Raw genomic sequence first — 21,706 nt, forward strand, 5'->3', positions numbered from 1 at the left:
TATGGTCAGTGTGGAAGATTATGGTGAATTTGAAACGGAATGGTGTCCCGGTTGCGGGAACTTTATGATACTCAAGGCGGTTAAGCGTGCTCTTGCAGAACTTGATAAGTCGCCGGATGAAGTATTGATCACCTCAGGTATCGGACAATCAAGCAAATTGCCACATTATTTGAAATGCAACGTCTTCAACGGACTTCATGGCAGGTCCCTGCCTCCTGCAATAGGAGCGAAGGTCGCTAATCATGAGCTAACTGTACTTGCAGTTACAGGAGATGGCGATTGCTATGGGGAAGGTGGAAATCATTTCCTGCATAATGTCAGGAGAAACCCAAATATCACCCTGATAGTTCACGACAACCAGATATACGGCCTTACCAAAGGACAGGCTTCACCTACAAGTGAGCTTGGGATGAAGACAAAGGTGCAGACCCATGGTGTATTTAACACTCCGCTGAACCCATTGTCGCTTGCAATTTCCCTTGACTGCTCATTTGTAAGCAGGGGTTTTGCAGGCGATGTTCCTCATCTTACCGAGCTTATCAAAATGGCTATACAGCACAAGGGCTTCTCTCTTGTGGATGTGCTTCAGCCATGTATTTCCTTTAATAAGCTTAACACTTTCAGCTGGTATTCAGAAAAGGTCTATAAGATAGAAGATGAGGGTTACAGTCCTGATGACAGGGTGAAGGCATTTGAAAGATCCCTAGAATGGGGGGAACGGATCCCTCTTGGTGTTTTTTACGTTAATGAGAAACCAACTTTCGAGAACAATCTTGATGTTCTGAGATCCGGGACATTAGTAGGAAATAAAAGTGATCCGAAAAAAGTAGATGAACTTCTCGACAGGTTCATCTGAACTTCCTTTTTTGTATCCTTTTTGCCATATTTTCTTTTGTTCTGCCCTGTCTTTTTTGGAGATATCATCCTGCCATTTTTCCAAACCTTTTTTGCTGCCGGCTTCATGCCAGTATCATAGCATTGTGGAAAGATTGTTGTAATTAAAAATAAACCAGATACCGAAGATCATCATGAAACTTCCACAGAAGTACAATACTAGTTTGTGGTTTTTCCGGGATATGAAATCTTTTCCTCTGGATGTAGATGATGATACTGTAACAAGGAAACCAAGATCTGCCAGCCAGTGACCGATGACAAATGCAATTATGGCAATAGTCCCTATAAGATACTCCTGAAGTATTATGGCACTGCCTGCTGTAAGCCACCAGAGTATATATGTGGGATTAAGCGCAGAAGTGAGTATGCCTGCAAAGACCGGACTCTTTGATATCCTTACCTTACTGGCTGCTCCGTGTATGTCCATTGTCGAAACACTTTTTGCGCTTTTTAAGATTACCAGCCCAAATAATATCATTATAATACCACCAACAATAGACATGTATGCAATGGTACTTCTCCCGATAAAGGATGAAACACCACCGATTATCAGGAGTATTATGGAGATCTCTACCATTGAGTGTCCAAGAAAAATAAATGGTCCTGTGCGCCAGCCTTTTTCAAGTGATATTCCTATTGTGGCGAACATCATTGGTCCTGGAATAAGTGCAGCAGAAACGCCAATTGTAAATCCCAGGGCAAGTGCTTTGATAAGTTCGATCATAATATCAGGGTCCGATTATACAAATCATTTATAAAAAAACCCATATATATAATCTATGTCGTAGCATTCCGATATTTTTGCTTCAAGTCTCAATATGTATTCAAAGTTCAACAGGTCTGTCTCCGATAAGAATACGATATAAACCAATTCCTGCTGCAACACACCATAGAAGAGGCCAGAGATGAGCATATTCGATATCTATTAAAAGGAAAAGTATTGCAGTTATCAGGAACAGTATTTTCCCCATTTTCACTCTTAATGTATCAAGAGATTCGCCAGTCATGTCGCCTTTGCTCTTCAGTTTCCTGGAGTCAAGGATAGAAGGAATGAATAGTATTGCCATGGAAAGTAAGGCAGTGGTTTCCATTAAGGAAATGTCTGCAATTGCAGTATTGTTTACAATGGATATGCTGAATATAGATGCAGCTAGCATAAGTATTGATGCGATCAGATGAACTTTGTTAGGTGAAGATGCTCTGCTGTCAATAAAAAATGCAGTAGCTGCCAGTATTCCAAACATCCAGGTCATCTGGTAGGTGAGAAATACACTGAGTAGAAACACAGCTATTGTGTCGAATATTCCTGCTTTTAAGCCGGTTGAACGATCTACTATGCGTAGTAAGAGCAGAAGCCACAATAAGGGTAATACTGGATGTATCCCAAACAGTATAACGGGGATAAATGAAAGGATCACAGGAACAAAGGCAGCGATCTCGTGGTCAGGGTCAATTTCTCTTGAGATAGCCCAGACCAGAAATACGGATATACCTGCTGTTATACCATATATTATTGAAATGCTGATGGTATTGTTGAGGCTTAAATGGAATAGTGAAGCAGCTACCAGTACAATTGCAGATATTCGGATCATCAGGCGGTTGGTGGGGTAGCCCGGATCCAGTGGACGACCAATGGATGATATCCTGTAAATGTCCATACTTAATGTGTTACGTTCTTGAATTTTAAAGTTTCTAAGAATGAGTGTAAATGGACTATTATAAAAGTCGAATGCCATCATTTTAAATAGTTTGGATTTCAATGGCTAAACCCTATGGCAATGTCTAAGAAGGATCTGGCAAGGAAGAGCGGAAAGAAGAAAGAAAAACTCGCTGAGCTTGAAAAGAAAGCAGCTGCTGGCGATGCATCTGCTAAGAAGAAGCTTGCAAAAGAGAAAAAGAAGTAAGATTCTTTATTTCTTTTTCACTCTTTTTTTACTACTGTGTTTCAAGAATGTTTGAAGCGTTGCTTATAAATTTCCATAACTTTCATTCTTATTTTGTGTATTGGTACAATACCAGTATGTTATCGTAACTGAAACTAAGGTTTGGATCAAAATGAGAATGTTAGAAGAATTCTTCCCGGAATTTAAATCTTTTGTGTGTATTCTATCAAATTACCACGGTACAACACACTACGGAAGGATAACTATATCGAATTTAATATTTGATTTCGAAAGAATTCATGGGAGTTCGAATCCCTCTCCTCGCATAACAAATCGGGGATATAGTTAACTAGGGAAAAGGCAACTCCCGTAATTACTTTAACTATTCATATTAGTAAGGCCTATATCTCGATTTTTTTATTTTTTTTGAAGAATATGGTAAGAAATATTTCTGATATTTTTTTAAGAACATACTTCTGCTAAGGTCGCTTACTTCAGAATCAGTTTTAAAGATTTTTGATGGGGGTTTTTTGCTCCCACAGTAAAAAAAAATCGTATATATAAATAAAAGAAACAGGTTCACCTAAGGACTATATTAGCACGATAACTGATATTTTTCCCCACAAAGGTGGATGCTCTTTTTTATGACTTAAAATGGCTATTAATTCGTCTTTGTAGAAATCCTCGGGCGGGACTAATTAATGTAGCCTTAATCCACCATTATTTTACCTGCTTTGCAAGGAACGTTTGATATTACAACTAATAGGTAGTGCACTTCCTAAATAAAGGGGTTTTTGCCCAGCAAAGGAAATCTACAGAGATTATCAAATTAGCTCATAATTCCTCCAATTCTAATTTGATAAGCATCTTTTAAATATAATTTACAAATGAATTCATATTATTGATTTTATTTTGCAAATTTGCAAGCAACATCAATTGGTAAACTACAAAGCTCATCATAATATACAGCTTTCTGCTTTCTTTTCTGATTGATCTGACATCTAACTTTAGAATGTGTTTTGCATGTTTATGGAATCTTTCACAATCTTGCCTTGTATCCTTTTTCTTCTGAAATTTCTCATCTTTCATATTCTGATTTCTCAGATACATCCCTACCTGTTTTTCTCTTGCATTTTCATAGAGAAACTTCAATTTTGTATTTAGTGGAGAGTGGGGGGTCTCCCCCACTCTTCCACATTTTATTCACCCAATGATTTATTCTGTCTATATTTCCTTCTGCAGCAACAACAGCATCAGAAGGTAGGGATATCGTAGGATTTACATTCAAATGATACCAAATATCTGCATAATTAGTAAACGAATCATAAGCTCCATCTAAAGCATAAGAATCAGCTTTTGGTTTTAGTTTTTTTCAAGAATTCAATATGGTATTTCAATTGTGGGGAATCATTTGCTAATCCATTTGTGTATGGAATGAAAATTGGATTACAGGAAATAGATATTTAAAGATGGAAAACTAAGCGTAAAGAGGTACGGGATAAAGTTACAGCAAAATAGGGACACTACCCAGGTATCAGAGTATTACCTGAAAATTTTGTCAGGATACAACCATTTTATATCATGGTTCTAAAGCTGATATGCCTGAATTGATATATTTTTCTTAAAGTTAATACGATTCGTGTAAGCATATTTATTCCACAGATCAGGATGTAATCTTTTGTTCAGCAGGAAGTTTTATGTGAACCTCCGTTCCCATCGCTTCCTAACTTTCGATCCAGACATCCCCTTTATACATATCCACAAAATACTTTACAAGAGCAAGACCTATCCCATTTCCTCCATAATTACGGGATGATGAATCCTCGACCCTGATGCAACATTCGTTTTCCTGATGAATGGAAGGTTCGATCATCCTCTGGTAGAGGAACCTGGCAAAATGAATGACTTCACAGTTGTTCCACCGAAAAGTTGAGTGATAATTGAAAAACAAAAAAAGAAGAATATCTGAATATCAACTTTTATTCAGACATTCTTTTTGTCAGGACTTTTATTTTCTAATTCTTGATGCACCTATTACTCCAATAAGACCGAACAGAAGTTCAAATCCAGGGGTATCGACAGAACTCTCTACAGCTAGTTCCTCTTCTACTTCTGTTTTATCATCGGTCTGGACTTTGGTTTCGTCCTGTGTGCTAGCAAGAGTATTTTCCTTTTCTGTTGTACTATCTTCTTTAAGATCTACAACAACATCAGCGTCTTCATTTACGGGTTTACTTTCTGATGCTTTGTTATCTACCTTTATGGTACATTTCTTCCAGAGACTCATCTTCAGACATGGCGCACTAGTGTCTTCTGTTTTGATATACATGCCTGCATGGAGATCAATTTGTTCGCCGCCATCAAGTGTAATATCATCATTGCTGGACAGAACAAGGGCATTATCGCCTGTATGTAGGACAGTACCTTTGCCACTTCCTGCATAATCAACACCATCCATTACTTCAGGGACTGTAAATCCTTCAACATCAAATATACCATATGAGTCACCCTTCTCGATAGTTGTGATCTCATCCCTCAGGAAGGCATATTTGAAAACAACAAATTCAGCATCGTTACCCCTGAATATTGAATCGATACAACAATAGAACACCGGATAGTCGTCAGAATCTTTGTACACATAGGTCCTCTCTGGAGCAGTCAGACTCATGTCTCCTATAACAATTTTTGAGTCTACTTCCTTACCATCCTTTTTCAGCTGCAACCATACTTTGTTACCATCAATGTCAATTTGCTGTGCAACAAGAGACCATCCACCTGCAAGTTTCCATTCCTCACCGGCATACATTTGCTTCTTGAAATCACTCTTTGTTTCAAGAAGGATTTTTGCAATTTTATCCGGTTTGCAATCCATTGAAGGGTTAGATGTATCCTCAGGCATTACAACATACTGTGGTCCGAAAAATCCTGTGAGGTAATAGAATTCAAGATCTACATCATCGACGATATACTTGCCTACATCATCGGAACCTCCTATCTTTGTCTTTTTCTTCTGTGGCTTACTAACATAGTAGAGGTCACCTTCCGCTATCTTGTCTCCTAGCTGGAAAGTTGATGAATCCATGCTGTTGTGCAGGTAAAGCACTTCACTTGAAAGACCTGGTTTTATTGGATACCAGAAAGCTGTGAAACTGTTTGCATCCCAGTAGAAATCACCTGTAGGTATGGCTGAATCGGCGCTGTCATAAACAGAGCTTCTTACATTGTAAGTTGATTCAGCGGCGTTTGCTGGCACTGTGACTAAAGCTAAGATAGCCAATAATATAATTAATATTCCTGTTCTTTTTCTCATATTTTATAGCTCCTGACAAGAAAATCAAGGGGCTTGATCTTTGAGACAGTAGCAAGATGTCAAACCCCTGCAATAAAGCATATTTGAGTTTATTTGTTTTTATCAAGCCCACCCTGTTCTTCTTATTTTTCCAGAATATTGGATCAAATTTGCTTAACAATGTTAGAAAGATACCATCGAAAAACACTGTAATCGACAGTAACTCCCATGTAACTTATGCTATGTCACCACATTTGTTAGTATTATAGTATAAATAAGTTATCATTTTCTTTTATTAATATTATTAAATGATAAACTATATATGCGGAATATCCATACAGTTATAAAGATTACTATAACGAAGAACTAGACGGATGACAGTAATAAAATATGTATAATGTGCTCGTGTGTATTGCTGATTGTTTCAACACTGGTGTCAGGATGTACGGATAGCCATACAATATATCAGAACGCCCAGACACAGGAAGAAACTACAATTATTACTATTATAGTGCTCCTGGCAGAGAAGGAAATTCCTGAATCTACTGAACATATTACCTGTTCAGGAAGCGGCGCACATCGATTTCTTACCTGTCTGGATATAGGAGGAAAATATGATACTTGAAGTAGACGGAGTGGAATTTCAATATCAAAGCAAAGAAGTGCTGAAAGATATCAAGTTCGAATTAAAAAGGAACGAGATACTTTCGATTCTCGGACCAAACGGCGTGGGGAAAACCACATTGCTCAAATGCATAAACGCGATCCTCAAACCAAAGAAGGGAGCGGTTCTTATAGAAGAGGAAAATGTTCTCAAGCTGGAGCAGATAGAGATTGCAAGACGTATTGGATATGTGCCACAGCGCTGCGAGTCTGCAAGGCTGACTGCTTTTGATGCTGTGCTTCTTGGAAGAACACCGCATATGAAATGGAACATAAATACTGAAGATGTCATGATAGTTGAGTCTACTATCAAGAAATTGCACCTTGAAGATATGGCACTGCGCTATATTGACGAGATGAGTGGTGGTGAACTCCAGAAAGTAGGCATTGCACGCGCCATCGCCCAGAACCCTAAATTGCTTCTGCTGGACGAACCTACAAGCAGCCTTGACCTGAAAAATCAGCTTGAGATACTGGATACAGTCCGGGAAGTTGTCAGGACGGAAAATGTATCAGCCATCATGACAATGCATGACCTGAACCTTGCTTTCAGATATTCAGACAAGTTCCTGTTCCTGAAAAATGGAACTATCTTTGCAGCAGTAAGTATGGCCGAAATTACTCCTGATATTATAAAGGAAGTATACGGAGTACCTGTTACTATACAGAACTACCAGGATGTTTCAGTTGTAATTCCAGTATGATGCGTCTACCAGACGTGTAAGGATCAGGTGAGACACTCAAAATAAGTGGTGAACAGGTGCAGGTTAATTCAATACATATTCTTTTTTTAGAAGGGAGGGATTTTTAAACATCCCTCCTCACCCTTCCCTGTTTGTCAGCAAACCGTTCATAGATAATGCAGGAATGTCTCGATCCTGGTATCATCATTTTCACTGACATTGCCGTCAAACATCAAATTCAGGATAGGCCTTCTCTTCTCAATTTCAATTCCATTGTGGAGTGCATTCAACAATATTCCTGTATTCTCATACATAGAGGCCACTGTGACCACACCGTGGACGCCTTTGAGTTCTCCAAGTATCTTTGCTTTCCTGTATCTTCCAAAGGCACCTGCATAATATCCCAGACTATTGTCGGCTCTTTCTACAAGTCCATCAAGTTTGTCATCAAATGGACTGCAACCCGATAAGCACAGGTTTAGTTCTGAAATATAGTCTTGAAGCAGATCAAGTTTCAACAGCATGCTGTCCTTGTTGTCTATTGCACACTGGTCAATATGGTCCTTCCACAAAAGCCACATATATTCACTAAATGGGGCATACATCACGTGATATCCCCTGGATTCAATATTTTTGAGAACATTATTGTTCAAAGCATCATTGAAAAGGATCATTGGTTCACCGACTGCAAAGATAGTCTTTTTGAAGTGCTCTGGTTTGAATTTAGATGAGATATCTTTTGAGATTGTTTTCAATGACCCAATATTTAGTGAATTACTTCTGATCATCTCCAGAACATCTATCAGGTAATTTTCCCCCAGACCAGAAGGTGCAGCTTTGATAATGTCTCCGGCAAGCAGTATAAGAAATACTTCATCCAGATATTCCGGTTCATGATAGACAAGATCTTCTACGTAAGGAGAGATTATACCGATATTTGTAAGTCCTTCCTCATCCAGAATTGTTCTGACAAAACGGTTGAATTGTCCGTCCAGTTCTGCTCCTTCTGATTGTGGAATGAACAAAAACTTCTGTTCAGTTTCCATATCCCGAATCCCAGGAATGCATAAAATATCGCCTGTAAGAGCTGCCATTGAGAAATATTCATTGGTTACTGTATGTTTTCTTCCTTCGTCTATGGACCTGATACTTGTTTCCGGAATTACTTTTGTATTCCTTCCGACCCGCTTCATGAATTCACAAAAAAGCTGTGAGTAAGGATAGATATTCGGAATATAGACTTCTGCATCTTCCGGAACAAATGAAAAGTCTGTTTCAATCTGTCCATGTGAAACGAATGATGATGTCTTATGATCTTCTGATGTTGCTGTCTTTGTATCAAGACTGTTTATGAAGGCTTCAAGTCGTGTAATTACACCAACATCTGAAGAATGCTCATCTACTTCTATATTGAGGAACGGTTTTCCCTCCATTAATTCCCTGAAATAGTGTGAAAATACAGTATCAGGTCCACAACCATGGTGGGTAAGCAATATAGCATGGATATTGTGGTGTTCCCTTACTATCTTCGCCGCTTCAAGGATATGCATGCCGAAAGGCCAGAACATGTTGGGATGTTCTTTTGAGATATCGCTTTCAGGCAGATTGTTGAATGAAAGCACTTTGTATCCCATCTCCTCAAGTCTCTCCGGGATACCAAGATTCAATACAGGATCCACAACACCATATATCTTTGATACAAGGACAATAGCTTTCTCATCATCCCTGAGCTCGTTGATGATCTTATTCCTTTCCTTTCTTCTGGCTTCCCGCATCTTTTCTGACTTTTTGTATGCTTTCTGCCTTGCTATGCTTATTTCCTCCGGGCTCTTCCCGAGCTGAAGTCCAAGGGACATGAAACTGTTTTCCATGAATTCATCCCCGAGACTATATCCTATTGTGGGAGACAGCAATCCTATTCCTTTTGTATCCAGTTCCATTGCCTGTTCCACCAGTCTGGAGGCAAGTTGCATATAAGGACATCCAAAACTCCTACGGCTGTGTGATCTGGAATGACCTGATGTGTAGAGGCTGGGGAAGAAGACATAATCCACATTCTTATTAACCAATTCTGCAACATGTCCATTGATGAGTTTGACAGGATAGCAGGTTTCTTCCATTGCGTATTCCTGTCCCAACCTTATAGTATTCTCAGTTGTAGGACTGGACAACAGGATGTTAAAGCCAAGTTCTTTGAAGAATGCATTATATCTCGGGAACATACCACCATAATTGAAAAGTGCCCTTGGGACACCAATGGTCTTTTTGTTTTCATCCATAGCCCCATCATGACCTGCAAATGAGAACTTGCTCATCCTTTTTTTGAATTCCGACCTTGGTCCACGCTTACTCTCCTGTTTATTGGACTTGGCAGGTGGGATGAAAGTCTCATCTATGTCGAATCCTTTAAACGCAGACCCCTTCTGACCAACTTCTTCTTTTGACAGTACAGCTGCGCCATAGGCTCCGGTCACACTAAAGAAAGTTGGTACTATTATCTCTTTACCTGTAAGTGCCCTGAAAGCATTTATTATTCCCTGATTGTACGCAATACCACCCTGCAGGAATATCCTGTCACCGATCTTTTTCTGGCCTACTACCCTGTTAAGATAGTTTTTGACTATGGAATAGCAAAGTCCTGATGAGATATCTTCCATCTTTACTCCGTTAGCCAGATGTGTTGCTATACTGGTTTCGATAAAGACGGTGCACCTTTCTCCAAGATTGGCCGGATTTGAACCCTTAAGAGCAATATCCCCAAGCGAATCGATGGGAATATCGAATTTGTTTGCCTGTTCCTCGACAAATGATCCAGTTCCTGCAGCACATACTTTATTCATCTGGAAGTCAGTTACTCGCTCATCGTTTATGCTTATGTATTTGGAATCTTGTCCACCGATCTCAAATACGGTATCAACTGAATTATCGATTGTGGATGCAGCTTTTGCCTGGGCTGTAATCTCATCCTTTACAACATCTGCACCGATCATCCTTGCGATCATATACCTGCCCGAGCCGGTTGTGCCTGCGCCTGCAATCGTTACACTGTCACCAAATTCCTGTCCAAGATCAGCCAGACCGGCAATTACGGTCCTTGCCGGATCTCCGCGTGTTCTCAGATACCTGTAAGCTATAATGTCACTGTTCTCGTTGATCAGTACCAGATTGGTACTCGTAGATCCGATATCAATACCAAGATAACAGCTTGCCTTCTGTCCATCTTCATTCATTATGGGTTTGCAGATATGCTTTCCATCTATATCCCCATCTCCAAAAGAACCAAGTGCAGGCAACTCAATGTCCTGTTCGGTAACTGTGATAGGTTCTTCCTGTGCTTCAAGTTTCTCCAGTATCTTTAGAATATTGATCTCAAAACCCTGTTCTTTTGCGATTACAGCGGCACCGATCGATGCGATATTCCCGCATTTTTCCGGCACTATAAGCTCGTTCTCATTGAGCTTCAGGACATCTTTCATTGCATGCACAATAGCCTCATTGTAAGCCACTCCACCTGCAAAGAGAATTGGTTTTTTTATCGGGAGTTTCTTGATGACCGCTCCTTTGTAGTTCCGCACCAATGCATAGGCAAGTCCCTGAAGGATACTCTCAACTGGTACTCCTTCCTGTTGGTGATGAATGATGTCGGTTTTAGCAAAGACGCTACATCTACCAGCAATCCTGGGGATGTCTTTGCTTCTGGCAGCACAGGCAGAATAATCCTCTATGCTCATGTTGAGCCTTGATACCCGTTCCTCAAGGAAAGAGCCCGTCCCGGCCGAGCAGTTAGAATTAGTTGAAATTTCAATGGATGATCTGTCCTTGTTCCCGAATCCGGTGATATATCTGGCAGTTTGCCCGCCTATTTCTATTACGGACTGGACGTTCTCATCCAGTGTAGTGCTTCCTTCGATCAGGGCAGCTACATTATTCACATGAGTCAGGCAATGATTCACACCTAATATTTTACCTTCACTGCCTGTTACAGCTCCAGTTATAAAGTTTGCAGCATCATAGTTCTCTAAAAGGCTTGAACACATATTTTTAAGGCATTCTCTGATTTTTCCTTTGTGAATTAGATAGTCTGTGTGAACAAGGTTATCAGAGTCGTCGATCACTGCAATCTTGATGGATGAGAAACCAATATCAATACCAATACTATATTTAGATTTAATCATCGTATCCTTCTCCCTTTCAAAATAAGATAAATGAATGCAGGCGCTCCCAAGAAGGATGTGAGCACAGCAACCGGCAGTTGATATGGTTGTATTATGATCCTGGCCACGGTGTCTGCACTAAGCAGTAGAAGGGAGCCCGCTACAATACTTCCTGATAATAGGAATCGGTGATCATCGCCTATGGTGCGTCTTGCCATGTGAGGACATATAAGTCCCACAAAGCCGATGACCCCAAGGAATGCAACGGTTGTGGCTGTCACAAGAGATGCACACATCATTCCTCTGAGCCTTACTTTATCCACGTCCACCCCCAGACCTTTTGCAATATCATCGCCTGCATCTATGGCATTGTATTTCCAGCGGTTCAGGCTGAAATATATGGTGGTAAAGCCGACGATCACGGTAACAAGTCCCAGTTCACTCCAGCTTGCCCTGGCGGTGTCTCCAAAGGTCCAGAAAACAATGGATGCGAGCTGAGTCTCATCTGCAAAGTACTGCAGGAACATGGTGCCAGCTGAAAATAGTGAACCCATTGCCACACCGATCAGTATCATCGTTTCAGAAGTGTTACCCCTTATTCTGGCAAACATCAGTATAACAAAGGTAACAAGCATTGCAGATGAGAATGCTGCAATTGTTGTTATATAGGGGTTGTTTACGATGATATCTGTCTTGCCGGCACTGCCTGTGCCTAACAGCATGATCGCAAATGCTGCTCCGAAAGCTGATGCACTGGATATTCCAAGTGTGAAAGGGGAACCGAGTGGATTACGGAGAATCGATTGCATGACCACTCCGCTAATAGACAGCCCGGCACCTGCTACTATGGCAGTAAGTATCTGAGGTAGACGTATATTCCAGACTATACTGTCATAGGTTGTCGAAATGCTATATCCGGCAAGCGTACAAATTACATCTGTAACCGGCATAGCTACGGTTCCTGTAGCTATTGACAACACAGATATTCCTAATACCATGGCAATTCCTGCCATTATGTACGTTGCTTTTTTAGCAGTGTGCTCCCTGTATCTGCCAGCTATGTCCCCTTCCACAATATCCATTTTTTCACCATTCTTTACATTATTCGAATTCCATACCTACGTATGCAGGGGTATCAGAAATTGTCAGCATGGTCTCATAAACTGACATCCCTTTTTCCTCGTCGCCTTCACACACCAGGAATCCATAGACCTCTGCAGCTTTTTTCTCCAGTATTATATCCTCGAATTGTTCAGGGAAGAGAATTGTTCCTGCAAAGTATGCATCTACAAGGGCAGTGTCCGGGTTATGTGAATAGAACTTGTAAGGCAGCATACCATACACATTTCCGTTCTGTACTGCTGAAAGCTGGTTGTAGGATTCATCATGTTCAAGCTGGTAAGGGGCGTAGTTTTCACCGTCAAACATGCTGGGCCTCAGTTCTATAAAAATGACTTCAGGATCCCACACAAGTATGCTTTCCTTGGAAACTTTTTCAATGCTGACATTTTGCGGGTTGTAGGCTACATTTTTAGCATTTATGAAGTATAATGCAGGGTAGTTTGAGTCTGTGCGCAGGAATTCGTATGAGCTCGAGCTTCCCACACCACCTGCATAGCATGTCATTTTTTCTTCATCAGGGACGTCTGCAGTACGTTCGTCGAGGTCGGAAATTGTTGTATCAAAGAAGGTTATGAGTTCTTCTGCACGGCTCTCTTTTCCCATTACTTCACCCATGATACGCAGTATCTGGTACATATCTTCCCTGTTGTTGACCATGTCTCCTTCTTTCAATGCTATGACAGGGATGCTTGTCTTGTCCTGCAGTTCATCAGGGCTATATCCGCCAGTGGTGTACATTGTGAAAATTACCTGTGGCTGTGGGTCAAGGGCAAGTATTGTTTCCAGATTCTCACTTCCGGATTTACCAAATGTCGGGTACCCCTTAAAGTAGGAATTTGCAACAGCGTATGCTTTGCCAACAGATACTTTCTTTTCATTGCCGTCAATAGCAACTATCCTGTCCTCTACTTCAAGATATGTAAGATATCTCAGACCGCCGGCGCCGGAACAGATCACGTGTTCAGGGCATTTAGGCACTTCTACGGTTCTGCCAAGGGAATCTGTTATGGTTATTGTTCGTGTTTCCGTTTCTTCTTGTGTCTGGATACTCTGTGAGGCTGATGTATCATCCACACATCCCGAGACAAATGTTGAAACTATGATTAATGCGGTTAAAACCGCTACTAGAATTGTTTTACGTCCACTCATCTTTGTCCTCCTATGAAAACATAGAACGGAATGTACTACAAAGGAATATATATGTTTCCCTAAATGATAACTTACGTAATAAAAATTGTGTATCATATATGTGAAATTAATTCAATGTGATACTTACACAAATTACAGATCTCAAATAAATCAAAAACAAGCAGATAAAACCTGCTTGAGATTATTATGAGCTTATTTCAAAATTATGAACATGACTTCATATAAGAATTGTATAAGAGGATAGAATGGAGTTCATAGAACTCTCTGATGAACAATGAAAGAAAACTGTAGAAGGGTTTCCATCCAGCAAAGTAAATCTACAACTTGATTGAAAGGTGTAAGTTATATCATTTCCCTGTGATGCTGGATTAATGAATCCATGTTTGAAAATGGTAAACAACGTCTATAGGATTTCTTGATTGTGCATGAGATCACTTGTCCGTTAGGAAACGGAAATTGCCGTTTAGAGGGAATAGTAGGATCTCTACAGATGCAAAATTTTAACACATTAATACTATCATTGAATTATGAGTCCTTTTCTTATTTAGACTAAGAGATTAAACTATAATCTACGATATAGACTAAAATAATATTTTTACTCTAACCTATCTAAATTTAGATTTGAGCTCTAAAAATATATAGGATGTCTCTAAGAGATAGAAACTTATCTCTAAGGGATAGTTAGATAACGATAAGCGTTAAGGACTTAACTAAATACGTTATAGATATAACGTTAAACGGCATAAATATGCCTATAAACGTTATAGATATATCTCTAAACGACATAAATATGCCTCTGAACGATATTACATATTTGCCCTTACAATGAGAGAGGCGGAGGCGCTGATGACTGCTGGACACATGATGTTATTGGAGACTGGAAGGAGATCCTCAAAGGATAATTAAACCCTTCGGTTAACTTATACCCCCAATTATGGGTATATTTTGCTGTACTAAACAATAATTCGAATAAAAAAAGTAAAAATAAAAACAAATTTGCGAGGACTTAATATCCGATATCGAAGGATTTCGAGGGTTCGAATTCCTCCCCCCGCATAAACTAACGGGGATATAGGTAACGTGAAAAAACGGAACTCTTAAAAATAATTGTTAAGAATAAAATGCTTAAAGCTATTTTCGTTACAATTTAAAGATTGAGTGCTATTCAAAAAAAAAGTGTTTTTCATCTTCATATCATTTAATGACTTTAGAAGATGAAACTATAAGTTAATGTAATGTTTACAGCGGGAAATTAAAATCATTTTTGTGTTTTTTGTAGCAATTGTAACATATCGGTTTTATCTTTGAAGATTCAGTTGGTTTACCACAAATATGGCAATATTTTTCTTTGTATTCTTCATTCTTGTATTTATTCCAAGACGTGAAACATTTTTTGCAGTATGGATACATTGGATCTAACTTTATCTGATCTTGGCACCGAACACAAAAACCTGTTTCTGTTTTGGTCTTATTATCATTCATCTTAGCAGAAACGTGTTTCTGTTTTGGTTCCACTTTTGGTTCCACTTTTTTGTCTGCTTTTGATTCTACTTTCTCAATCGTTATCTTAAGCTCATCACTTATTCTGAATATGTCCATAGCCTCATTATAGACCTCTTGATATAGTGACGGATCATCATCCTTTGAAGCATAAATTCCCATTTCGTAATTATTAACTTGGGAGTATTCATAGAGATTCATTGATGTTATTATTGCTTCCTTTTCGCTAAGATAACATTTTGCATGCAGGTCTTTACAGAAAGCTAGGCGAACAGACACCAGTTGTTTGATCCAATTATTTTCGTCTGGTTGAAGTTCATTTTTTCCATAAATAATTTTTATATCAGTTGTCCGTTTTCGGTCTTGGTTTTCGATTAAATCTTTTATTTTTTGATTTATTTTTAAGAATGGACTTATTAGTATGATTTCGTGATCTGCATTTTTTATTAATTGATTTAATTTATATGAAGCCCCTTCTGTATTTAGAAATTCAACCATTCAATTCACCAACTTTATTTTTTAGCAAATAATACATTAAATATTATAGATTTATTTGATTCGTAAAGTATCAACCAATGTATCCAAAATAGAAACAAGGTAAATATTAAAAACATTTGCGGAATACAATTTTTTATTAACTTCTGGAATCGAGTTGTTTCTCATTGATAATAGTCATAGTTTCCGTCCTGATTTGTTTCTTTTTCCTTTTTATTTTTCAAGAATCAAATCATAGTATAGTCGAATTTGAGTTTTATCGATTTCCAGAATTTCTTCGGTCACGCATAAGACATATGGACCTTATGAATAATAAATATTTCATTATTTAGCAAACAAATTTTTTCATCAACCTCCTCACAGCAGGAGTACAGAAATTCAAATCCCCTGTTTCCCTTATCCTTCTCTTAATCCCATGAAACCTACTCCTTGAAACCCCTAATGTTTCAGCTTCCTTTTGAGATATGTTGAAGATATTCTTCATAATCTCTTGCTTGTTGATGAACTCTTGAGAACGCTTAACATTCAATTCCTGTTCATCAATGTTGTTTGCTTCTTTCCCAATGTAAACAACACCATCGGCATGTACATGCTTTCTCTCAAGAATCCCAACTTCGCCATTGAACTTATGTTCAGGATGTTCCACATACTGCCCAATTGTCCTGCTCAACGGCTTGAAATAATGAGAACCTTCTTTGATTTCTCCAGTTTCATAATCAATGAACGGTTCATAAACAACCTTCTGAGGATCGCTTGAAAAAGACATTAATGGTTTGACCGCTTTTCCGTTTTCTTCAACTGCCTGGAATCCTACAAGATAGAAGTTGAACGGCTTGATCTGGTCTTTCCATTCCCTACCTGCATTGAATTTCTTGAACCTTCTCAGGACATTTGCAGTTGAAACAGTAACCCTTGAGATAGCATACAAACCAGAATACTTCTCTTCAATATCCGTTCCTGAGATCAGACCATAGTGCAACTTAAGGAGATCTTCCCATATCTCAGCCTGCCAATCTCCAACAGCCTTTGGAAATTCTCATGTCTTTGGAATATCCAACACTCCTAGTCATTTCCTATGGGCATTTCCATTTCCAATATCAGTCGAGCTTCCAAAGCAAATTATGCTATATATGATTCTGGTCTTTTCTTTATTGTTATAAGGAATCATTATTAAAAGGAGTGTGATGGAATATGTCTGAAGAAAAAGGAGGAGCTGGTATAGACTGGCAACACGCAGAGCAATGTGCTAAAGTTGTCTGTGAAGCCGGTGAGCTCGAACGATCGATCGATTGGAAACAGGGATTGGCTATTGCTATTGGTGTACCTTTATTGATCTTGCCATCGATTGGTTATTTTGCTAGTTATCTATGGTCATTTGCTATTATTGTATGGGGTCTCTCTGTTTTCCAGGGATTTATGCAGAACCTCGCTTATGGTGAACTTGCAACAACTTTCCCTAACGCATCCGGTCTGCCTGGATTCGCACAGAATGTTTTCAAGTCACCTAACCATGAAGGAAAGTATGACAAGGGTAAATTGATCGGTGGATTCAGTGCATGGAGTTACTGGTTCGCATGGAACCCTGTACTTGCTATCTTCGCAATTCTTGTAGGTTTTTATCTCCACAGCCTGTTCCCCGCATTGGCAGCCTCTTTCAGCCAGTATCAGCTTTCATTGGCAGCAGGTATTGTGATATTCGGTGGATTGATACTTGTTAACTACCGTGGACTTTCAAGTGGTGCGCTTGTAGGTTACATCCTTGCAGCTTTCTCACTTATTCCAATGGCAATTATTACACTGGCCCCTTATGTAACCGGTGACTTTGCAATGACTAACATCACCAGTACATGGCTGCCAACTGACTGGGCATGGGATTTCCATCATATCCTGATCCTGCTCGGTATCTTTGCAATGGCTCAGTGGAGTGCTTGCGCATGGGAAACTGCAGCTATCTATGGTCCAGAATATAAGAAGCCTGGTTCTGATGTGCCAAAGGCATTGTTCTCCTGTGGTGCTATCTGTCTGGTAGCTTACATCCTTGTACAGATGACCATTACTGGTGTATTGGGTATCGATGGTATTGCAGCTGCACCAATTGATCCAATGCTTCCGCTTGCACAGGCAGCACTCGGTGATGTCGGTTCAACGATCGCTATTGTCATGCTCATTGCAGCAATGGTATTGATCATCCAGACCGCATACCTTGGTTCTTCAAGGGCAATGCACTCAATGGCAACTGAAGGAAACCTTCCTAAGGTCTTCAAGAAAACAAATGCACACGGTACTCCTGTACTCGCAATGGTCGTTATCGGTATCTTCAACCTGATCCTGATCTCAATGGGTACTCCATCAGCTATCCTCGCTGCATCAGCAATTGGATATGTTTGTGCTAACGGTATCAGCCTTTTCGCATATGTAAAGGCAAAATCAAGGCCGGACCTTGCTGGTCTTGACAGGCCATTCAAGGCACCATCCGGATGGAAGAACGTTGCACTGTTGTTCGGTCTTTTCAACCTTCCACTTTGTCTGGTCGGTGTGATCTACCTTAACAGTGTTGAAGGAAGCTGGTTCTCAACCGTTGTTGGAATATGTGTGCTTGGTCTCTATGTTCCAATGTGGTTCTACTCACAGCACGAGGCTCATGTTGATAAGGCTAAGGTCGCTGCTGTAAGCCTGATACCAGCAATTTCAAGGAAGAAATGATAAACAACTCCTCTATCTGTTGAAAGGTTCCCGGAGATCTCCGGGAACTGCTATATTTTTAGATATATAAACTGGAATTCTTATTTAAAATTCAATTTATCTTTTGAACTGGGGTGGGTGCTATAATGAAAGGAATCGTGAATTTACCGGATCTTCAATATGAAATACCCGAGGTGGTATTCGTGTGGAGGTCTGAATATGGCTGGCCACTTGAGTTCGTATCAGATAATGTATCCTTTTTTGGTTATGAACCCGATGATTTTCTAATTGGCGGCCTGTCATATGAAGATATAATTCATCCTACTGATCTTGAAATGGTTAGAAAGGCCCTTCTGAAGTACTCTGATAGTTCTGAAGTCGATCTCATGCAGGAATACAGGATAATGAAGGCAGATGGTGATGTCAGGTGGGTTCGTGAGAAGTCACAGATCATCTATGATGAGGATGGTCGCATGCAATGCCTGAAGGCGAAGATCGTTGATATTAATGATGAGAAAAAACGTGATGATTTTATGTTCATTCAGGATGAGCTGGGCAGTGATCTCAGCTGGCCTGTTAATCTGGAGGACTCCATGGATGTCCTTCTTGAGCTGACTACTCAGCTCGATGCTATCGATATTTGTGCTTTATATGTGGTTGACGAGGTTACCGGGGGGCTGGTACTTGTGAACCATAAGGGACTTTCAAATGACTTTGTGAACAGTGTATCGTATTTTGGTGCTGATTCCGGTCAGGTGAACTTTGCACAGAACGGCTTCCCTATATACAAGCATTATTCTGAGATCTTTCCTTTCATTACGGGTGCACGGATGCAGGATGAGGGTTTGCAGGGTACTGCCATTATTCCTATCCATCATGAACACCACTTTGTAGGATTATTGATCGCGTCATCATCTTCTGAATTCATAATTCCTGAAAATGATCGTGACAGTCTTGATGTGATCAAGTCGTTAGCCGGTCTTATGATCAGTAATATGACGATGTCCGTAATGAGTGATAGTGTGCATTACAGTACGGCATGAATGAAAGTATATTGGGGTATGGGTACGAAAACAGTTCCTTTTTGGGATGATATATCTGGATAATTACTATGAAAAGTAAAAAAATAGTTGTTGTTGAAGTTGAATTGATCGTTGGTATGATGATCAAGTTGAAGCTTGAGAAGATGGGTTACTCTGTAACTGGTTTTGCTTCAAAGGGCAAAGATGCCATTTCTATGGTAGATGCAATCCATCCTGATCTTATACTTATGGATATAAGGTTAAAGGGTGGGATGGATGGCATTGAAACCGCCATGAGGATACGTGATTCATATAGCATTCCGATAGTTTTCATCACAGCAGATTCTTCTAAGGAAACTCGTGAGAGGGCAAACCTGGTAGGCCACCAGGGTTACCTCACGAAGCCCTTTATGGATGAAGATCTGGGGTATATTGTTCATTCTGTGTTTTACAACTCCGTGGATAGGGCAGGAGAAGTCAACGAAACGAAGTCTCTATTATGCAAAACATGATGGTTTCAAGATTAGATTGCGTAAATACGGGATGCAATTAAGTATGGGTTGGTGTATAAAAAGCAAAGTTAATCCTTCGGAATATCTATGAACTTGAAGAACAGATAAAGGCTAATGCTACTGAAATGAGTGAAATGCTGAAGAAGAACGTGTGATTCTAATTTTCATTTCTAAAATTATATTTTTAATGTTTTTAACTTGTCGCATCTCCTGTAATTGTCGCCTAATTTCCGTAGTAAATCGACAAAAGCGACAACTATCCCCATAAAATTAAGCGTTTGAAACAAGTTTTTCCCATTGATTCAACCTTTCCCTCACATGAGCATTAAGAGTAAACGGTTTGTCACTCCTAGCATTTTGCTTCATGTAATGGAGCGTATCTTTGGAGAACTCCATCTTCTTCCATTCAAACGATAATTAAACCCTTCGGTTAACTTATACCCCCAATTATGGGTATATTGTGCTGTACTAAACAATAATTCGAATAAAAAAGGTAAAATTTCAAATTCAAGTACAGAAGTTAGTGATGCACTGCTATTTGTGAACTCATTAAAAATTGCTGGAAAACGCTCAGTTGCATTAACTGCCGTTGTTTGACTGTTTTTATAATTGTTTCTCTGCCCATATCATAGTTGCCTTACCAATCATTTCAGACCAGTTATCAAATGAGGTATTGTCCCTGATGTACGCATTGAATTTTTCATCGCTTTTATCGATATCTGAATAAGCAATGCCGATAAGTCCTTCACAGGCATCTATAAATTGTTGAATAGTACTAAATCCAAAGAAGGTGTATGTTCTCATAAACGATTCATCTAATAATTCATCGAGTGATAATCTAGCTGCAATTTTTTTCTGGAACTCTTCTAATTCTTTGTGTAACTTAACTAACTCAACTATGTCAGATTCTACCATAAAATCACTCCCTTACAAGTAAACAATTATTCATATTTTTTACTTATATACCTAACTTTGCCACTCAAAATAAATATAAGTGTTCTTAGTTTGGTTTGTATGTTTTGATCGACTTAATTTATGATTAAAATCTCTGCGCTGATTCGCGATTGGAAATGCATGAGGAGGGAATTTTACCACATATAAATGTATCATATAATGTCGTTTATATGAGTTTAAACTGAAATTAGCGAACTATTGTATTTGTGAATGGATTAGTTCTAGAAAAGTTTACAGATTAAATATGTTCTGGTGCAGTCTTTACGTATATCGTTTTCCCTTTGTATTTGATTTGAAGTATCCTATGATATGGTATCATAGTATCTGGAAAAAGCGTAAAGAATAAGTGTCCAATGTTTACTATATTCTTTCCTGAAACCGTTTTTGTATCTCCAGGCACACCCCTGTGGATATACTATATGCTGCATTCGTTTATATCCATGCCTTCTTTCCATTTCAATTCATTAAATATGTCCCTCGGACGTTTTGATTTTATTACATCATTCATAAAATACCTTTCAGAAGGTTTAATATGTAGATATTAAAAATATTCCAATACAGATCCCCATACTCTGTTGAATTCCCATCCGTTCCCCTCAATATTAGTTAGACTAATTTTAAAATAAATAGTTATTGTAGCTGGGTTCTCATTACTTCAAGCCATTGAGTAGAACAATAATACAGTACGTTGAACATCCTGAGCA

18 protein-coding genes are annotated in these 21,706 nt (G+C 39.2%); 7 read left to right on the top strand and 11 right to left on the bottom strand.

From position 1 onward, the window contains the following. Position 1 precedes the first annotated feature (1 nt). Positions 2-856 carry a 2-oxoacid:ferredoxin oxidoreductase subunit beta gene (locus tag BMX02_RS06525; protein ID WP_091689884.1) on the top strand — a complete coding sequence of 285 codons (855 nt, stop codon included), beginning with the start codon at positions 2-4 and terminating at the stop codon, positions 854-856. Between the two features lie 114 nt (positions 857-970). Here the strand turns inward: BMX02_RS06525 and BMX02_RS06530 are convergent, their stop codons facing one another. Next, a complete protein-coding gene (locus BMX02_RS06530) occupies positions 971-1,618 on the bottom strand; it encodes a LysE family translocator (protein ID WP_091689885.1) in 648 nt (215 codons plus the stop codon). Between the two features lie 100 nt (positions 1,619-1,718). Further along, positions 1,719-2,552 carry a hypothetical protein gene (locus BMX02_RS06535; protein ID WP_091689886.1) on the bottom strand — a complete coding sequence of 278 codons (834 nt, stop codon included), beginning with the start codon at positions 2,550-2,552 and terminating at the stop codon, positions 1,719-1,721. Between the two features lie 114 nt (positions 2,553-2,666). Here BMX02_RS06535 and BMX02_RS12260 point away from each other — a divergent pair, with 114 nt between their 5' ends. Then, positions 2,667-2,798 (top strand): hypothetical protein, encoded by a 132-nt coding sequence (locus tag BMX02_RS12260; RefSeq protein ID WP_256360048.1) that lies wholly within the window; start codon positions 2,667-2,669, stop codon positions 2,796-2,798. 1,702 nt (positions 2,799-4,500) lie between these two features. On the opposite strand, the gene BMX02_RS11635 is transcribed toward BMX02_RS12260, so the two are convergent. Beyond that, complete coding sequence (locus tag BMX02_RS11635; protein WP_135644037.1) at positions 4,501-4,650, bottom strand: ATP-binding protein; 150 nt, start codon at positions 4,648-4,650, stop codon at positions 4,501-4,503. Between the two features lie 135 nt (positions 4,651-4,785). After that, positions 4,786-6,087 carry an S-layer protein domain-containing protein gene (locus tag BMX02_RS06545; protein ID WP_091689888.1) on the bottom strand — a complete coding sequence of 434 codons (1,302 nt, stop codon included), beginning with the start codon at positions 6,085-6,087 and terminating at the stop codon, positions 4,786-4,788. Positions 6,088-6,478: 391 nt separating this feature from the next. Between BMX02_RS06545 and BMX02_RS06550 the strand changes: the two genes are divergently transcribed. Further along, positions 6,479-6,691 carry a hypothetical protein gene (locus BMX02_RS06550; RefSeq protein ID WP_091689889.1) on the top strand — a complete coding sequence of 71 codons (213 nt, stop codon included), beginning with the start codon at positions 6,479-6,481 and terminating at the stop codon, positions 6,689-6,691. Then, positions 6,681-7,433 (top strand): ABC transporter ATP-binding protein, encoded by a 753-nt coding sequence (locus BMX02_RS06555; RefSeq protein ID WP_091689890.1) that lies wholly within the window; start codon positions 6,681-6,683, stop codon positions 7,431-7,433. The genes BMX02_RS06550 and BMX02_RS06555 overlap by 11 nt, the downstream gene beginning before the upstream one ends. Before the next feature lie 146 nt (positions 7,434-7,579). Here the strand turns inward: BMX02_RS06555 and BMX02_RS06560 are convergent, their stop codons facing one another. The 5 genes from BMX02_RS06560 to BMX02_RS06585 form a co-directional block, all read right to left on the bottom strand. After that, positions 7,580-11,587, bottom strand: a complete 4,008-nt coding sequence (locus tag BMX02_RS06560; RefSeq protein ID WP_091689891.1) for an acyl-CoA dehydratase activase — start codon at positions 11,585-11,587, stop codon at positions 7,580-7,582. Continuing rightward, positions 11,584-12,648 (bottom strand): FecCD family ABC transporter permease, encoded by a 1,065-nt coding sequence (locus tag BMX02_RS06565; RefSeq protein WP_091689892.1) that lies wholly within the window; start codon positions 12,646-12,648, stop codon positions 11,584-11,586. Before BMX02_RS06565 ends, BMX02_RS06560 begins: the two co-directional genes overlap by 4 nt. Before the next feature lie 19 nt (positions 12,649-12,667). Beyond that, positions 12,668-13,837, bottom strand: coding sequence for an ABC transporter substrate-binding protein (locus BMX02_RS06570; RefSeq protein WP_091689893.1), 1,170 nt, complete (start codon positions 13,835-13,837; stop codon positions 12,668-12,670). Positions 13,838-15,076: 1,239 nt separating this feature from the next. Then, complete coding sequence (locus BMX02_RS06580) at positions 15,077-15,835, bottom strand: phospholipase D family protein (RefSeq protein WP_091689894.1); 759 nt, start codon at positions 15,833-15,835, stop codon at positions 15,077-15,079. A gap of 325 nt (positions 15,836-16,160) precedes the next feature. Next, the gene (locus BMX02_RS06585) at positions 16,161-16,811 is read right to left on the bottom strand and encodes a hypothetical protein (RefSeq protein WP_244625133.1); all 651 of its coding nucleotides are present in this window, start codon (positions 16,809-16,811) and stop codon (positions 16,161-16,163) included. Between the two features lie 212 nt (positions 16,812-17,023). Here BMX02_RS06585 and BMX02_RS06590 point away from each other — a divergent pair, with 212 nt between their 5' ends. The 3 genes from BMX02_RS06590 to BMX02_RS06600 all read left to right on the top strand — a co-directional run bounded on the left by BMX02_RS06590 (position 17,024) and on the right by BMX02_RS06600 (position 20,048). Next, positions 17,024-18,535: an APC family permease gene (locus tag BMX02_RS06590; protein WP_091689895.1), complete on the top strand. Its 1,512-nt coding sequence runs from the start codon at positions 17,024-17,026 to the stop codon at positions 18,533-18,535. 125 nt (positions 18,536-18,660) lie between these two features. Further along, positions 18,661-19,557, top strand: a complete 897-nt coding sequence (locus tag BMX02_RS06595) for a GAF domain-containing protein (protein WP_091689896.1) — start codon at positions 18,661-18,663, stop codon at positions 19,555-19,557. A gap of 68 nt (positions 19,558-19,625) precedes the next feature. Beyond that, positions 19,626-20,048 carry a response regulator gene (locus tag BMX02_RS06600; RefSeq protein WP_091689897.1) on the top strand — a complete coding sequence of 141 codons (423 nt, stop codon included), beginning with the start codon at positions 19,626-19,628 and terminating at the stop codon, positions 20,046-20,048. 603 nt (positions 20,049-20,651) lie between these two features. Here BMX02_RS06600 and BMX02_RS06605 read toward each other — a convergent pair. Further along, complete coding sequence (locus BMX02_RS06605) at positions 20,652-20,963, bottom strand: hypothetical protein (RefSeq protein WP_091689898.1); 312 nt, start codon at positions 20,961-20,963, stop codon at positions 20,652-20,654. A 277-nt stretch (positions 20,964-21,240) separates the two neighbouring features. Further along, entirely contained in the window at positions 21,241-21,414 is a 174-nt protein-coding gene (locus tag BMX02_RS12370; RefSeq protein ID WP_394328886.1) for a DUF504 domain-containing protein, read from the bottom strand. Positions 21,415-21,706: the final 292 nt, after the last annotated feature.

Origin of the sequence: Methanococcoides vulcani, from assembly GCF_900111645.1 — an archaeon.
Lineage (GTDB): Archaea > Halobacteriota > Methanosarcinia > Methanosarcinales > Methanosarcinaceae > Methanococcoides > Methanococcoides vulcani.

What these genes read in the sequence shown, in the direction of transcription:
- BMX02_RS06525 (WP_091689884.1), top strand. Translation starts at nt 2, where the DNA reads ATGGTCAGTGTGGAAGATTATGGTGAATTTGAAACGGAATGGTGTCCC.
- BMX02_RS06530 (WP_091689885.1), bottom strand. Translation starts at nt 1,618, where the DNA reads ATGATCGAACTTATCAAAGCACTTGCCCTGGGATTTACAATTGGCGTT.
- BMX02_RS06535 (WP_091689886.1), bottom strand. Translation starts at nt 2,552, where the DNA reads ATGGACATTTACAGGATATCATCCATTGGTCGTCCACTGGATCCGGGC.
- BMX02_RS12260 (WP_256360048.1), top strand. Translation starts at nt 2,667, where the DNA reads ATGGCAATGTCTAAGAAGGATCTGGCAAGGAAGAGCGGAAAGAAGAAA.
- BMX02_RS11635 (WP_135644037.1), bottom strand. Translation starts at nt 4,650, where the DNA reads ATGATCGAACCTTCCATTCATCAGGAAAACGAATGTTGCATCAGGGTC.
- BMX02_RS06545 (WP_091689888.1), bottom strand. Translation starts at nt 6,087, where the DNA reads ATGAGAAAAAGAACAGGAATATTAATTATATTATTGGCTATCTTAGCT.
- BMX02_RS06555 (WP_091689890.1), top strand. Translation starts at nt 6,681, where the DNA reads ATGATACTTGAAGTAGACGGAGTGGAATTTCAATATCAAAGCAAAGAA.
- BMX02_RS06560 (WP_091689891.1), bottom strand. Translation starts at nt 11,587, where the DNA reads ATGATTAAATCTAAATATAGTATTGGTATTGATATTGGTTTCTCATCC.
- BMX02_RS06565 (WP_091689892.1), bottom strand. Translation starts at nt 12,648, where the DNA reads ATGGATATTGTGGAAGGGGACATAGCTGGCAGATACAGGGAGCACACT.
- BMX02_RS06570 (WP_091689893.1), bottom strand. Translation starts at nt 13,837, where the DNA reads ATGAGTGGACGTAAAACAATTCTAGTAGCGGTTTTAACCGCATTAATC.
- BMX02_RS06580 (WP_091689894.1), bottom strand. Translation starts at nt 15,835, where the DNA reads ATGGTTGAATTTCTAAATACAGAAGGGGCTTCATATAAATTAAATCAA.
- BMX02_RS06590 (WP_091689895.1), top strand. Translation starts at nt 17,024, where the DNA reads ATGTCTGAAGAAAAAGGAGGAGCTGGTATAGACTGGCAACACGCAGAG.
- BMX02_RS06595 (WP_091689896.1), top strand. Translation starts at nt 18,661, where the DNA reads ATGAAAGGAATCGTGAATTTACCGGATCTTCAATATGAAATACCCGAG.
- BMX02_RS06600 (WP_091689897.1), top strand. Translation starts at nt 19,626, where the DNA reads ATGAAAAGTAAAAAAATAGTTGTTGTTGAAGTTGAATTGATCGTTGGT.
- BMX02_RS06605 (WP_091689898.1), bottom strand. Translation starts at nt 20,963, where the DNA reads ATGGTAGAATCTGACATAGTTGAGTTAGTTAAGTTACACAAAGAATTA.